This window comes from Pseudomonas sp. SWRI22, assembly GCF_014268395.2.
GTDB lineage: Bacteria > Pseudomonadota > Gammaproteobacteria > Pseudomonadales > Pseudomonadaceae > Aquipseudomonas > Aquipseudomonas paracarnis.
Genome location: NZ_JABWQK020000003.1, coordinates 41,215 through 55,857, shown reverse-complemented (window position 1 = coordinate 55,857; position 14,643 = coordinate 41,215). Strand labels below are relative to the sequence as shown.

Annotated in this window: 12 protein-coding genes; 4 read left to right on the top strand and 8 right to left on the bottom strand. The window is 63.1% G+C overall.

The annotated features are described in order from the left end of the window. Positions 1 to 39: 39 nt before the first annotated feature. Positions 40 to 1,419, top strand: a complete 1,380-nt coding sequence (locus HU730_RS23180; protein ID WP_060763941.1) for a DUF2868 domain-containing protein — start codon at positions 40 to 42, stop codon at positions 1,417 to 1,419. Continuing rightward, the gene (locus HU730_RS23175; RefSeq protein WP_060763940.1) at positions 1,412 to 2,779 is read left to right on the top strand and encodes a DUF3482 domain-containing protein; all 1,368 of its coding nucleotides are present in this window, start codon (positions 1,412 to 1,414) and stop codon (positions 2,777 to 2,779) included. Before HU730_RS23180 ends, HU730_RS23175 begins: the two co-directional genes overlap by 8 nt. Positions 2,780 to 2,808: 29 nt before the next feature. Here the strand turns inward: HU730_RS23175 and HU730_RS23170 are convergent, their stop codons facing one another. The 6 genes from HU730_RS23170 to HU730_RS23145 all read right to left on the bottom strand — a co-directional run bounded on the left by HU730_RS23170 (position 2,809) and on the right by HU730_RS23145 (position 11,291). Beyond that, a complete protein-coding gene (locus tag HU730_RS23170) occupies positions 2,809 to 3,936 on the bottom strand; it encodes a TIGR03364 family FAD-dependent oxidoreductase (RefSeq protein ID WP_186527470.1) in 1,128 nt (375 codons plus the stop codon). Between the two features lie 123 nt (positions 3,937 to 4,059). Further along, positions 4,060 to 5,073, bottom strand: coding sequence for a putative 2-aminoethylphosphonate ABC transporter substrate-binding protein (locus HU730_RS23165; protein ID WP_034128970.1), 1,014 nt, complete (start codon positions 5,071 to 5,073; stop codon positions 4,060 to 4,062). Positions 5,074 to 5,095: 22 nt separating this feature from the next. Continuing rightward, a complete protein-coding gene (locus tag HU730_RS23160; protein ID WP_186527471.1) occupies positions 5,096 to 6,808 on the bottom strand; it encodes a putative 2-aminoethylphosphonate ABC transporter permease subunit in 1,713 nt (570 codons plus the stop codon). A gap of 1 nt (position 6,809) precedes the next feature. After that, complete coding sequence (locus HU730_RS23155) at positions 6,810 to 7,874, bottom strand: putative 2-aminoethylphosphonate ABC transporter ATP-binding protein (protein WP_054917035.1); 1,065 nt, start codon at positions 7,872 to 7,874, stop codon at positions 6,810 to 6,812. A gap of 224 nt (positions 7,875 to 8,098) precedes the next feature. Further along, entirely contained in the window at positions 8,099 to 8,962 is an 864-nt protein-coding gene (locus HU730_RS23150; protein WP_034128973.1) for a LysR family transcriptional regulator, read from the bottom strand. Between the two features lie 16 nt (positions 8,963 to 8,978). Continuing rightward, positions 8,979 to 11,291, bottom strand: coding sequence for a heavy metal translocating P-type ATPase (locus HU730_RS23145; protein WP_186527472.1), 2,313 nt, complete (start codon positions 11,289 to 11,291; stop codon positions 8,979 to 8,981). 85 nt (positions 11,292 to 11,376) lie between these two features. Between HU730_RS23145 and cadR the strand changes: the two genes are divergently transcribed. Continuing rightward, complete coding sequence (gene cadR, locus HU730_RS23140; protein WP_003195185.1) at positions 11,377 to 11,817, top strand: Cd(II)/Pb(II)-responsive transcriptional regulator; 441 nt, start codon at positions 11,377 to 11,379, stop codon at positions 11,815 to 11,817. A gap of 130 nt (positions 11,818 to 11,947) precedes the next feature. On the opposite strand, the gene HU730_RS23135 is transcribed toward cadR, so the two are convergent. Then, the gene (locus tag HU730_RS23135) at positions 11,948 to 12,781 is read right to left on the bottom strand and encodes a thymidylate synthase (protein ID WP_014720362.1); all 834 of its coding nucleotides are present in this window, start codon (positions 12,779 to 12,781) and stop codon (positions 11,948 to 11,950) included. 51 nt (positions 12,782 to 12,832) lie between these two features. Continuing rightward, positions 12,833 to 13,645 (bottom strand): prolipoprotein diacylglyceryl transferase, encoded by an 813-nt coding sequence (gene lgt, locus HU730_RS23130; protein ID WP_003195189.1) that lies wholly within the window; start codon positions 13,643 to 13,645, stop codon positions 12,833 to 12,835. A 216-nt stretch (positions 13,646 to 13,861) separates the two neighbouring features. Here lgt and HU730_RS23125 point away from each other — a divergent pair, with 216 nt between their 5' ends. Beyond that, positions 13,862 to 14,608: an NRDE family protein gene (locus tag HU730_RS23125; RefSeq protein WP_034128975.1), complete on the top strand. Its 747-nt coding sequence runs from the start codon at positions 13,862 to 13,864 to the stop codon at positions 14,606 to 14,608. Positions 14,609 to 14,643 lie beyond the last annotated feature (35 nt).

Sequence of the window (14,643 nt, the reverse complement as noted above, 5' to 3'; positions counted from 1 at the left end):
CGGTTATGCTCCAACCTCATCAACACGACAGGACGGCGCGTGACTGCACTGAACCCGCTGCACAGACTTTGGCTGACAGAAACCGTGCGCCTGCGGGAAGAACACGCCGGCCCCCTGGAAGACCTGGAAGCCAACCGCTTGGCCCGCACCGCCGGGGGCGACCTGGCCACGCGCATCCAGCAGCGTGCGCTGCACCTGGCCGAGCGCGATGGTTTGGCCGCCGCGCTCAGCCGCTGGCTGCAAGGCGCACGCCTGGCGCTGGTGTTACTGGCGGCGGTCGCCGTCATCAGCGGCGCCGGTTTGGCGTTCGCCGCGCTGGGTAATGGCCTGGCCCCGGTGAATGTGTTCTGGGCCTTGGGCAGCCTGCTGGGCCTGAACCTGATCTTGCTGATCAGTTGGGCCCTGGGCCTGCTGTTTGCCGGCGAACACAGCGCCAGCCTTGGCCGGCTGTGGTTGTGGCTCAGCGAGAAACTGGCCCGTGACGCCAAGGCCGCGCAACTGGCCCCGGCGTTGTTGCTGTTGCTGCAACGGCAAAAACTCAATCGCTGGGCGGTGGGTGTGCTGGTCAACAGCTTGTGGTTGCTGGCCTTGCTCAGCGCCCTGGTGATCCTGCTGACTCTGCTCGCCACCCGCCGCTATGGGTTTGTGTGGGAAACCACCATTCTCGGCGCCGATACCTTTGTCGCCGTGACCCAGGCCCTCGGCACACTCCCGGCTCTGCTCGGTTTCAATGTGCCCACCGTGGAGATGATCCGCGCCAGCGGCGACTCCGCGCTGAATATCGAAAGCGCCCGCCAGGCCTGGGCGGCCTGGCTGGTGGGCGTGTTGCTGGTCTACGGTCTGCTGCCGCGGTTGATCCTTGCCTTACTGTGCCTGTGGCGATGGAAACGCGGGCGCGCAGCGTTGCACCTGGACCTCAACCTGCCCGGCTACGCCCAACTGCGCGAACGCCTGATGCCCAGCAGCGAGCGCCTGGGGGTCAACGATGTGGCGCCCGAACACCTGCACCCGATCAGCGGCGGCGCAAGTGAGCTGGAGAGTGATGGCGCCTTGCTGGTCGCCATCGAACTCGACGACCAACACCCTTGGCCCCCCAAACTGCCTGCCAACGTCAAGAACGCCGGCATCCTCGACAGCCGCGAATCACGCAACAAACTGCTGGAGCAACTCAGCCGTTTCCCACCCGCGCGCCTGGCCATCGCCTGTGACCCGCGCCGCTCGCCCGACCGTGGCAGCCTGGCACTGATCGCCGAGCTGGCACGCAGCGCCACCGACACTCGCGTATGGCTGCTGCAGGCACCACCGGGCCAGGCGCTGGACGCCGAGCGCCTGGGCGACTGGCATGCCGCGTTGCAACAGCTTGAAGTGTCGTTTGCCGATTGCGCGCCGCTCACTTGGCTGGAGACAGGTCATGACTAAACCGCTGAAACTCGCCGTGGTCGGCCATACCAACGTGGGCAAAACCTCATTGTTGCGCACCCTCACCCGCGATGTCGGCTTTGGCGAAGTGTCCCATCGCCCCAGCACCACGCGGCACGTGGAAGGTGCACGCCTATCGGTAGATGGCGAAGCTTTGCTGGAGCTGTACGACACTCCCGGCCTGGAAGACGCCATCGCCCTGCTCGATTACCTGGAACGCCTCGACCGCCCCGGCGAACGCCTGGATGGCCCTGCGCGGCTGGCGCGTTTCCTGGAAGGCAGCGAGGCGCGCCAGCGTTTCGAACAGGAAGCCAAGGTGCTGCGCCAGTTGCTGGCCTCCGATGCCGGCCTGTACGTGATCGACGCTCGCGAGCCGGTGCTGGCCAAGTACCGCGACGAACTGCAAGTGCTGGCCAGTTGCGGCAAGCCGTTGTTGCCGGTGCTCAACTTTGTCAGCAGCAGCGACCACCGCGAACCGGACTGGCGCGAAGCCCTGGCCCGCCTCGGCCTGCATGCGCTGGTGCGTTTCGACAGCGTGGCACCGCCCGAAGACGGCGAACGCCGGCTGTATGAAAGCCTGGCCCTGCTGCTGGAAAACTCACGGCCGCAGTTGGAACGCCTGATCCTCGATCAAGAAGCCCAGCGCCAGGCTCGCCAGCAAAGCGCCGCCCGCTTGATCGCCGAACTGTTGATCGACTGCGCGGCCTGCCGTCGCAGTGTGACAACCGAGAATGAGCCCCAAGCCGTCAGCGACTTACGCAAGGCCGTGCGCCAACGCGAACAAAAGTGCGTTGAAGCCCTGCTCAAACTGTTCGGCTTTCGCTCACAGGACGCGGCGGCCAGCGACCTGCCGCTGCTCGACGGTCGCTGGGGCGATGACTTGTTCAACCCCGAAACCCTCAAGCAACTTGGCGTGCGGGTCGGCGGCGGGATAGCTGCCGGAGCCGCTGCCGGTGCTGGCGTGGATCTACTGGTCGGCGGCCTGACCCTTGGCGCCGCGGCCCTGGCAGGCGCTATCGCCGGTGGCGCCCTGCAAACCGCACGCAGCTACGGCAGTCGCCTGCTCGGCAAGATCAAGGGCCAGCGCGAGCTGACCGTCGACGACAGCGTGCTGCGCCTGCTAGCCCTGCGCCAGCGCCAGTTGCTCAAGGCCCTGAACCTGCGCGGCCATGCGGCAATGCACAGCATCAAGGTCGATACGCCCCAGGACAAAACCTGGCGCGAGGGCAAACTGCCCGACGCCTTGAACAAAGCCCGCGCCTATCCGCAATGGTCATCCCTCAACCCCCACGCGAAACTAAGCCAGGCCGAGCGCCAAGAGCAGGTTGAAGCCCTGGCCCAACGCCTGGACCAGACCTGAACCGCCAATGCCTGCCTGTTCCGGGTTCATCACGCTTCTCCCCATAACCTGCGGATATTGCGCTCGGCCATGGCCGGCCCCACGCTCATCCCTACGCCGGTGTGCATCAAGGCAGCGCTGACGCCAGGTGCCGCCTGCACAAACGAAAACGGCCCGGGGCCGCGAGCGCCGTAGACGCCTTGCCAGCGCTCGACCACCTGGATGTTGCACCCCAGGGTCTGCTGCGCCAGCTCGATCATCCAGTCATCGATCTGCTCGGCATTGAAGGGCGACGGGTCGCTGTCGTAATGGTGGGAGTCGCCGATGATCAGCTCGCCATGGGGCGTGGGGCTGATCAGCAGGTGAATGCCGTGCTCCTGCAGATGTGGCGTTTCACGCAGAATCTGCGCCTGGACCACAGCGGCTTCCGGCAGGTCGGCGAAAGCGCCGTAATGCACGCAACTCAAGCCGGTGAGCAGCGCGTGTTGCAGGTTCAGATTAAGCACCGGCCGCGCACGCAGCATTTGCAGGCGGCAGGTGTGCGGGTTGAGCGGGGCGATGGATTCGGCCAGCAGGGTCTGATAGTCGTGGCCTGAACAGACAACGATCTGCTCCCCGCGAAAGCTGCCGGCCGTGCTGTGCAGCTGGCCCGGCTCTACGTCACGTACCAGCGTGGAGAAGTGAAACTCCACGTGCAAGTGCTGGCTCAGGTAATGGATCAGCGCCGGGATCGCCTCGCGGGAGTACAGCTGCTGGTCATCCTTGCCATGCAGGGCGGCGCGGTGATGGCGGAACTGGCCGGCGTACAGGTCGTTCATGGCAGCGCCCTGCAGCAGCTCGACGTTGTAGCCGTGCTCCCGCGCGCTCCCGGCGCAGAAGGCTTCGAGCAGATGTTCTTCGGCTTCAGTGCGGGCGAACAGGTAGGAGCCATTGCGCTTGAGCGCCAGGCCCGCCGCTTGCGCCCACTGGCCCCAGATTTCGCGGCTTTCCCGCGCCAGGTCCAGCATTGGCCCTGGTGGTTGACCGGTGACCAGTGCCTGGCCGAAGTTGCGCACTGAGGCGCCCAATGGCGTGGCGCTGCGCTCGAACACCTTGACCTTGAGGCCGCGCCTGGCGGCGGCATAGGCGTGGGAGAGACCGAGGATGCCGGCGCCGACGACTAACAGATCACTACTCATACTGTCCTCTGGTTCCCGCGCTCCGCGTGGGAATTCATCCGGTGACGCTCCGCGTCACGACCTTTAAAAGCGGACGCGGAGCGTCCAGAGCGGCGTTACCACGCCGAGCGAGGGAACGATCGGTTACTGTTTTTCCGACTTACCGTCATAACGCTTACGCCATTCGGCCAGGATGCTGTCACGGTTCCTGGAAGCCCAGACAAAGTCGTTCTTGATCAACCGTTGCTCATAGTCCGCCGGCAATTCGGTCTGCGGCTTGGCGATACCCGGTTGCGCGAGCACGGCGAAGTTTTCCTTGTACAGGTCCATCGCCGCGGTGCTGGCAGAGAAGTCGGCGAGTTTTTTCGCCGCGTCGGCATGGGCAGTGCCCTTGATCACAGCGGTGGCTTCGATCTCCCAGCCCAGGCCCTCTTTGGGCAGGATGATCTCCAGCGGCGCGCCCTGGCGTTTGAGCTGAACCGCCGGGTATTCGAAGGAAATGCCAATCGGGAACTCACCGGACGCCGCCAGCTTGCACGGCTTGGAGCCGGAGTGAACGTACTGGCCGATGTTCCGGTGCAGGTCGTCCATGTACAGCCAGCCTTGCTTCTCGCCGAAGGTCTGGAGCCAGGCGCTGACATCCAGGAAGCCGGTGCCTGAAGACGCCGGGTTAGGCATCACGATCTTGCCCTTGTATTCGGGCTTGGTCAGGTCCTGCCAGCTCACCGGTTTGGTGAGGCCCTGCTTCTCGGCTTCGACGGTGTTGAAGCAGAGGGTGGCGGCCCACACGTCCATGCCCACCCAGGCCGGAGGGTTGGCGGCGTCGCGGTAATGCTTGCCGATCTTGTCCAGGTCCTTGGGCGCGTAGTTGTCGAGCATGCCTTGCTGATCGAGGATCGCCAGGCTGGAGGCGGCCAGGCCCCACACTACGTCAGCCTGGGGGCGGTCTTTCTCGGCCAGCAGTTTGGCGGTGATGATGCCGGTGGAGTCGCGCACCCACTTGATCTCGACGTCGGGGTTGGCCTGTTCGAAAGCTTTTTTGTAGGTCTTCAATTGCTCGGCTTCAAGGGCCGTGTACACGGTCAACTCGGTCTTGGCGAAGGCATTCAGACTGAATGCCGTGAGGACTGCAGCGACCAGCGCCAGGGGCTTGAACATGGAGCACCTCCTTCAGGGATGTTTATTGGCCAGGTGCGCGCTGGCGCCAGGCTTGGGAGCGGCGCAGCGCGCCACGTGAAGCCCACGCCAGCAGCAGCGAGACGCTGGCCGAGGTGAACAGGATCAGGGTCGACATGGCCGCCGCGCCCCCCACATTGCCGGCGTCGTCCATGTTCAGCACGGCGACGGCGGCGAGGATGGTGTCGGGGCTGTAGAGGAAGATCGCGGCGGAGACGGTGGTCATCGCCGAGACAAACAGGTAGCGCAGGATGTCCAGCAGCGCCGGCAGACAGATCGGCACCGTGACGCGCAGATAATGGCGGTACAACGGTGCCTTGAGGGACAACGCGGCAGCTTCGAACTCGGCGTCCAACTGGCGCAAGGCGGTGATCGCGGTCATCTGCGCGGTGGTCAGGTAGTGCGCAATGGTGCACACCACCAGCAACGCCATGCTGCCGTATAACACATGCAACGGGTTGCCGTTGAGGTTGAAGAAGAACACGTAGCCCAGCCCCAGGACCAGGCCCGGCACGGCCATTGGCACGAAGCTGAGCATGCGCAGCGCCAGGTTGAGGTTTTTCTGGCCCTTGGTTTTTTCCATCAGGTAGGCGCCGGTGAAAATCAGCACGCTGCCGATCAACGCCGTACACAGCGCCATGGTCAGGCTGTTGCGATAGGCCAGCCAGCCGCCGCCGGCGGTGTCTTCGAATTGGTAGTGGTTGAGCGACAGCGACAGGTTGTACGGCCAGAATTTCACCAGCGAGGAGTACACCGCCATGCCGAACACCAGCAGCAACGCCGCGCAAATCAGCAGCACGACGGCCAGGTAGCACCCGTCGCGCAGCCGCGATGGCGCTGGCTGGAACACCTGGGCGCGGCCGCTCATCGCGTCGCCATGCCGACGGCGCAACCACGCATCCACGCCAAAGCTGAACAGCGCCGGCAGCAGCAACACCATGCCGATCAACGCGCCGCGACCGAACTGTTGCTGGCCCACCACCGCCTTGTAGGCTTCCAGCGCCAGCACCTGATAATCGCCGCCCACCACCACCGGTACTCCGAAGTCGGTGATGGTCAGGGTGAACACCAGGCAGAAAGCGGCGAATACCGCCTGGCGCGTGGCTGGCCAGGTAATGCTGCGAAACGCCCGTGCCGGGCTGGCGCCCATGCTCGAAGCAGCGTCAAACAAGCGTGCATCCGCCAAGGACAACGCCGACAGCAAAATCATCAAGGCATGGGGAAAGGTGTAGATCACCTCACCGAGCACAATGCCCCAGAAGCCGTAGATATTTTCCGAGAACAAGCCGCGCAGCAGGCCCTGGTTGCCGAATAGATAAACCAGGGCAATACCTGGCAGCATTGACGGCGCCATCAATGGCAGCAATGACAGGCCGCGCCAGATGGACTTGCCGGGGATCAGCGTGCGTTGCAGGGCATAGGCAAACAAGTAGGCCAGCGGCACGACGATGGCCGCCACGCTGAGGGAAACTTTCAGGCTATTGCCCAGCAACCAGTGAAAGTTGGCGCTGCTCAGCAGTTCGCGAGCGGCTACCAGGCCACCGCCCTGCCCGGCTTCGCTGCTGAAGCCGCGCCAGAAGATCGCCAACAGCGGCAACAGCACCGCCACCACTAACAGGCCCAGCCAGAGCCACTTGCCGCCGACCACGAAGAGGCGGTCGCCCCACTCGGCGCGGGACACCTGGCGCGGTACCGGCAATGTCATCACAGCCCCCATCTCAGGCAAACACCTGCAGGCTGCGCGGCGGCAACGCCACCCAGATGTCCTGGGCGCCCAGGCGCGGCATCGCTTCCGGCGCCAGTTCAGCCAGCAACGCATGGCCCGGCAATTGTTCCAGCTCAAAGCTCATGCGGCAGCGGTTGCCGAGAAAGGTGATCTCGCGAACCTTGGCCGGGAACAGGTTTTCTTCATGCACCGGTGGGTTGACGCAAATGGCTTCCGGGCGGCAGAACAAGCGGCCGGACTGGGCGACACCGGCGTCCTCAGCCAGGCGCATGTTCAACCCACCCACCTGAGCATGGCTGGCGCTGTTACGGCTGAACGGCAACCAGTTGCCCTGGCCGACAAACTCTGCCACGAACGGCGTGGCCGGGCGGTCGTAGATTTCCTGGGGCGTGGCGTACTGCTCGACCTTGCCGTTGTTCATCACGGCAATGCGGTCGGCCATCAACATGGCTTCGTCCTGGTTGTGGGTCACCATCAAGGTGGTGATGCCCAGGCGCCGCTGCAGTTGGCGCAGTTCGGTGCACAGGTGCTCGCGCACCCGGGCATCGAGGGCCGACATCGGCTCATCCAACAGCAATAACGACGGCGCCGGCGCCAGTGCGCGGGCCAGGGCGACGCGCTGTTGCTGGCCGCCGGAGAGTTGGCCGGGGTACTTCTTTTCGCTGCCCACCAGGCCCACCAGCTCAAGCATCTGCGCGACCCGCTTGCGCACTTCATCGCGGCCGCTGCCGGTGAGGCCGTAGCCGATGTTCGCTTCAACGCTGAGGTTGGGAAACAACGCGTAGGACTGAAACAGGATGCCGTAGTCCCGCGCCTGGGGTGGCAGCAGGGAAACGTCGCGCTCGCCCAGGTAAAGCTCACCGCTGTCCTGGCGCTCCAGGCCGGCGATGCAGCGCAGCAGTGTGGTCTTGCCACAGCCGGAAGGGCCCAGCAGGCACACCAGCTCGCCGGCGGCGACGTCCAGGGACACGTTGTCCAGCGCGGTGAAGGCGCCAAAGCGTTTCTGGATTGCGCGCACTTTCATCGGTGCGCCGGGTTGGGTCAGGGCTGTGTGCATGGTGGCACCTCATCGAACGGATGAAGGCCATGCTAGGAGGGCAATGCGTAGCGGGTGTGGCAGAAAGGCAAAAAGAGGTGATAGTGGTATTGGTGGATTTGTGTAGGACTCACGACCGCTATCATGATCGTTCCCACGCTCTGCGTGGGAATGTCTCTAGTGACGCTCCGCGTCACGGACGCGGAGCGTCCTGGGCGGCGTTCCCACGCGGAGCGTCGGAACGATCAGAGGGGTGACATTTCCTGAGCCAGGCCAAGGAACGCCGCCGGCAGGCGCGCTCCTTTGCGCTCCTTTAGGCAATACAGATACTCCGGAATCTGCGGTGCATTCTCGATGGTCAGCACGCGCAACTGCGGGTCATGGGGCACTTCCTGGCGGGCGATGATGCTGATGCCGATATTGCGCAGCACCGCCTCGCGAATCGACTCACGGCTGCCAATCTCCAACAACGGCCCATATCCGACGCCCGCATTCTTCAACATCTCTTCCGTCAGCCTGCGGGTAGTGGAGCCCGCTTCACGCATCAGCAAGGTATGCCCGACTAGCGCGCTCAACGTTACGTGATCGAGCTTGGCCAACGGGTGATTGCGGTGCACCGCCAGCACCAGCGGGTCGGTGCCCAGCACGCGGCGGATCAGCCGGGCGTCTTCCAGCAATTGCGATGAGGCCGCGACATCGACGCGGTAATCGTCCAGCGCCTCAAGCACCTGCTGGGAGTTGCCGATTTCCACCGACACGTCCACCTGGGGCAGGCGCTCGCGAAAGGCTTTGACCAGATCGAGGATGTAATACGGCGCCGTTGCGGCAATTCTCAGCGCACCCTGGACCTGGCCGTTGTTGCGCAGGAAAAACTCGATATCCGCTTCCTGCTGCAACAGCGCCTTGACCATCGGCAATAGCCGCGCGCCTTCGTCGCTGACGGTGAGGCGGCGGCCGCCACGGTAGAACAACTCGACGCCGTAGTGGCTTTCCAGGTTGCGAATCTGGGTGGTCACCGTGGGCTGGCTCAAGCCGAGTTTCTTCGCCGCCTGGGTAATGCTGCCCAGGCGGGCGACCATGAAAAACGCCTTTAACTCAGCACTCAGCACACCACCCTCTCATCCTCTATTTGCGCACCAGGCGCAGGCCATTGAACACCACCAGCAGGCTCACGCCCATGTCGGCGAAGACCGCCATCCACATGGTCGCCATGCCCATGAACGTGACGGCCAGGAAGATCGCCTTGATCACCAGCGCCAGGGCGATGTTCTGCTTGAGGATACTCGACGTTTGCCGCGACAACCGAATGAAAGCCGGAATCTTGCGCAAATCATCGTCCATCAGCGCCACGTCGGCGGTCTCGATAGCGGTGTCAGTGCCCGCCGCGGCCATCGCAAAGCCGATCTCGGCACGGGCCAGGGCCGGGGCGTCGTTGATGCCATCACCCACCATGCCCACCCGATGGCCCTGGCCGTAGAGGGTTTCGATGGCTTGCAGCTTGTCGGTGGGCAACAGGTCGCCCTGGGCCTGGTCGATACCCACCTGCGCCGCAATGGCCTTGGCAGTGTGGGTGTTGTCGCCGGTGAGCATCAGGGTCTTGATGCCTAGGTCGTGCAACTGCTGAATGGCTTCGCGGCTGCTCTCCTTGACCGTGTCGGCCACGGCAAACAGCGCCAGCGGGCCAGACTTGTCCAACAGCAACACCACGGACTTGCCTTGTTTTTCCAGGGCAAAGAGTTTCTCTTCCAAGGCCTCGGAACACAGACCGAGGTCTTCCACCAGGCGGTGGTTACCCAGGTGATAGGTCTGGCCGTTGATATCACCCCGCACACCGCGCCCGGCCAGGGCTTCGAAGTTATCCACAGCGTGAGTCGACAGGTTTTTATCCACAGCCGCGTTGGCAATCGCCAGGGACACCGGGTGATCGGAACGCGATGCCAAGCTGGCCGCCAGGGCCGGCGCGCTGTCTTCGATGTTCGGGAACAGCGGCAGGTAGTCGGTTTGTACCGGTTTGCCGTGGGTGATGGTTCCGGTCTTGTCGAGGGCCAGGTAGTCGAGCTTGTAGCCGCCCTCCAGGTACACGCCGCCCTTGATCAGGATGCCTTTGCGCGCCGCCGCCGCCAGGCCGCTGACAATGGTCACCGGGGTGGAGATCACCAAGGCACAAGGGCAGGCCACCACCAGCAGCACGAGGGCGCGGTAGATCCAGTCAAACCACACGCCCGCCATGAACAGCGGCGGAATCACCGCCACACCGAGGGCAAACAGGAAGACAGCCGGGGTGTAGACCTTGGAGAAACTGTCGACAAAGCGCTGGGTCGGGGCGCGTGCGCCTTGAGCCTGTTCCACCGCGTGGATGATCCGCGCCAGCGTGGAGTTGTTGGCCGCGGCGGTGACCTTGTACTCCAGGGAACCGGCCTGGTTGATGGTGCCGGCAAACACCTTATCGCCCACGGTCTTTTCAATCGGCAGGCTTTCCCCGGTGATCGGTGCCTGGTCGATGGTGGACTGGCCGGCCGTGACTTCACCGTCGAGCCCGATGCGCTCGCCGGGTTTTACTCGGACAATCGCGCCAAGATCAATGCTCTTGACCTCTTGTTCCAGCCAGGAACCATCGGCCTGGCGCACCGTGGCCTGTTCCGGGGTCATCTGCATCAGGCCGCTGATGGCGTTGCGCGCACGGTCCAGGGACTTGGCCTCAATCAACTCGGCCACGGTGAACAGGAACATCACCATCGCCGCTTCCGGCCACTGGCCAATCAGGATCGCGCCCGTCACCGCGATGCTCATCAAGGCATTGATATTGAGGTTGAAGTTCTTCAGGGCAATCCAGCCCTTCTTGTAGGTGGTAAGGCCGCCGCTGAGAATCGACACCAACGCCACCAGCGCGATTACCCAGGTGGGCGCCACACCAGTGAAGTGCAACACCTCTGCCCCCAGGGCACCCACGCCCGACACCGCCAGCGGCCACCAAGGTTTCTTGGCGGGCGGCGCGGCAGCGGGGCTGCCTTCTTCGATAGGGTCGGCCTGCATGCCGATGGACTTGATTGCCTCAATGATCGGCGCCGTGTTCGGCAGGTCATGGGTGACGCCGAGGATGCGGTTGATCAGGTTGAATTCCAGTTGCTGCACGCCAGCGAGCTTGCCCAGCTTGTTCTGGATCAGCGTCTGCTCGGTAGGGCAATCCATGGCTTCGATGCGGAAGGTGCTCAGGCGCGAGCCGGCGGTGGGCGCTTCACTCAAGGTCACGATGGCAGGCCCGGCAGCGCCGGAGCAGCAGGAGCCGGAATGGCCGTGGTTATCCACAGGCGTGAGTTTGGCGGGCCCATGGTCATGTTTGTGATCATGGCCGTGGTCATGAGCGTGATCGTGATCGTGATCATGCTTGTGGTCGTGCTTGTGGTCGTGCTTGTGCGGGGTATGAATGGAGTGGCTCATCAGGTCGCGTCCGTAAAGGTGCCTGTTGCCAAGTAAAGACCCTGTAGCCACTATAGGGTCAAGCACCCATTTGGAGATTGCTGCGATGAAGATCGGCGAACTGGCCAAACTCACCGATTGCCCGGTGGAAACCATCCGTTATTACGAGAAGGAAAACCTGCTGCCGCCCCCGGCACGCACCGACGGCAACTACCGCGTATACACCCAGGCGCATACCGAGCGACTGACCTTTATCCGCAACTGCCGCAGCCTGGACATGACCCTCGAAGAAATCCGCAGCCTGTTGGGGCTACGCGACAGCCCTCAGGACCAGTGCGAAAGCGTGAATGCGTTGATCGACGAGCATATCCATCATGTGAAAGCGCGGATCGACGGATTGTTGGCCTTGCAGGAACAACTGCTGGACCTGCGCCAACGTTGCGGCGGTGGCAACCAGTGCGGGATCTTGCAGCAGTTGGAAGTCAGCGGAGGGATTGCGGCCAGCGAGGCCGAGCCTTCGCATGTGGGCAGAAGCCACGGCCATTAACTCAGGTGAACACCAAACCCATGTGGGAGCTGGCTTGCCTGCGATGGCGGTGGACCAGCGACATTGATGTCGCCTGACACTGCGCTATCGCAGGCAAGCCAGCTCCCACAGTTTTTCACCGAGTAAGGCTTTAGATCGCCACGTCGGCCTTGATGCTTGGGTCGGCGTCGTAGCCCACGATTTCGAAGTCTTCGAACTTATAGTCGTAGATCGACGCAGGCTTACGCTTGATCACCAGTTCCGGCAGTTTTTTCGGCGTACGCGCCAACTGGGTCTGGATCTGCTCCATGTGGTTGCTGTAGGCGTGGGTGTCGCCCGTGGTGACGATGATCTCGTGGGGGATCAGGTCGCACTGCTGGGCCAGCATGTGGGTCAGCAACGCCAGCGCGGCAGTGTTGTACGGCAGGCCCAGGAACACGTCGGAGCTGCGGATATACAGCTGCATCGACAGATGGCCGTCATGCACGAACGCCTGGTAAAGCAAATGGCACGGCGGCAAGGCTTGCTTGCCATTACGCGCGTTTTCCTGCGGGCTCTGGGTTTCGTCCGGCAGGTATTCAACGTTCCAGCCGTGGAACAGGATGCGACGGCTGTTGGGGTTGGTCTTGAGCGTGTGCACCATGTAGTCGATCTGGTTGATCGTGCCGCCGTCCTTGGTCGGCCAGGCAGTCCACTGCTCGCCGTAGACCGGGCCCAGGTCGCCGTCTTCGGTGGCCCACTCATCCCAAATCTTCACGCCATTTTCGTTGAGCCACTTGATGTTGGTGTTGCCGCTCAACATCCAGATCAGTTCGTTGGCGATGCTTTTGAAGTGCAGCTTCTTGGTGGTCAGCAGCGGGAAGCCGTCGGCCAGGTTATGCCGATACTGACGCGCAAACACAGCCTTTGTGCCGGTGCCCGTGCGGTCGCCCTTGGTCAGGCCATTGGTCACGACGTCCTGCAGCAGTTCGAGATATTGCTTCATGTTTTTACCCGTATCGTTGAAGCCAAGACCTCCTGGTCTTGGCATTCGAATTTAAAGCGCGGCGTTCTTCAGCGGCTGCGGGCGATTGTACGCCCACCACAGCATGCCCAGGCCCGCCAGGATCATCGGCAGGCTAAGCACCTGACCCATGGTCAGCCAGCCCCACGCCAGGTAGCCCAGCTGCGCATCCGGTACCCGTACGAATTCGACGATAAAGCGGAAAATCCCGTAGAACAGCGCGAACATGCCCGATACGGCCATGGTCGGGCGTGGCTTGCGCGAGAAGATATAGAGAATAAGGAACAGCGCCACACCTTCCAACGCGAACTGGTAAAGCTGCGACGGGTGGCGCGGCAGTTGTGCCGGGTCGCTGAACGGCGGGAACACCATCGCCCACGGTACATCGGTCGGCTTGCCCCACAGCTCGGCGTTGATAAAGTTACCAATGCGCCCGGCGCCCAGGCCGATCGGCACGAAGGGTGCGACGAAGTCCATCAGTTGGAAGAACGACTTGCCATTGCGCCGACCAAACCACCATGCGGCGATCATCACGCCGATAAACCCGCCGTGGAACGCCATGCCGCCCTTCCATACTTCGAAGATCAGGGTCGGGTTGGCGAGATACGCAGACAGGTCGTAGAACAGCACATACCCCAGGCGCCCGCCGACGATCACCCCCATCGACATCCAGAACACCATGTCGGAGAGCTTCTCCTTGGTCCAGGTCGGGTCGAAACGGTTCAGGCGCCGGGAAGCCAGCAGCCAGGCACCGCCGATGCCGATCAGGTACATCAACCCGTACCAATGGATTTTCAGCGGACCGATGGCCAGGGCCACCGGGTCGATCTGCGGGTAAGGCAGCATTGCGACTCCTCGTTAAAACATTTAGTCATGACGCACCGGACCATGCCGATGTGCGATTAAGCCTGCGTTACAGCTGCGAGATCAAATTAAGAAGTTCACATACACACCAAACAGCCCGGCATGTTAACGGATCAGAGGTGCGCGGCCCAACTTCGAGACGATGGAACACCGGCGCGTCTGTGGGTAGAGTGGCAAAAACACAAAAGGGGTCACCCGATGTGCCTGATTGTTTTCGCCTGGCGACCGGGCCATGCCCAACCGCTGATCGTTGCGGCCAACCGCGATGAGTTCTACGCCCGCCCCAGCCTGCCGCTAGCCCAGTGGGCGGATGCGCCCCAGGTCTATGCCGGTCGCGATCAGGAGGCCGGGGGCACCTGGCTGGGGATGAACGCAGATGGGCGCTTTGCCGCCTTGACCAACATCCGCGACCCGCACCAGCCACCGGCACGCAAGTCTCGCGGCGAACTGGTTGCGCGGTTTCTCAGCGGTTCGCTGCCGATCGACGATTATTTGGCCGATGTAAATGGCCGCTCGATTGAATATGCCGGGTTCAACCTGCTGGTGGGCACGCGGGATGAGCTGTGGCACTACAACGCCAATGATACCGAGCCGACGCGATTGAAGGCTGGGGTGTACGGGTTATCCAATGCCGGGCTGGATACGCCATGGCCGAAGCTGGTGAAGGCCAAAGCAGCGTTCAGCGCCGTGCTGGAAAACCCCGAGCCTGAGGCACTGCTGGGAATTCTCAGCGACCCGCAGACTGCCCCGTTTGCTGAGTTGCCGGACACCGGCGTAGGCCTGGCGACCGAAAGCCTGCTGTCGAGCGTGTTTATCGCCAGCCCTAGTTATGGGACACGGGCGAGCACGGCGCTGATCGTGAATGCCGATGGGACGCGGCGGATGCTGGAGCGCAGCTTTGGCCCGCACGGGGGGCGGCTGGGTGAGGTGGACCTGATGTTTTAGCGCCAATTGCAGCGAGCTGTGGATAACTTGCGGGT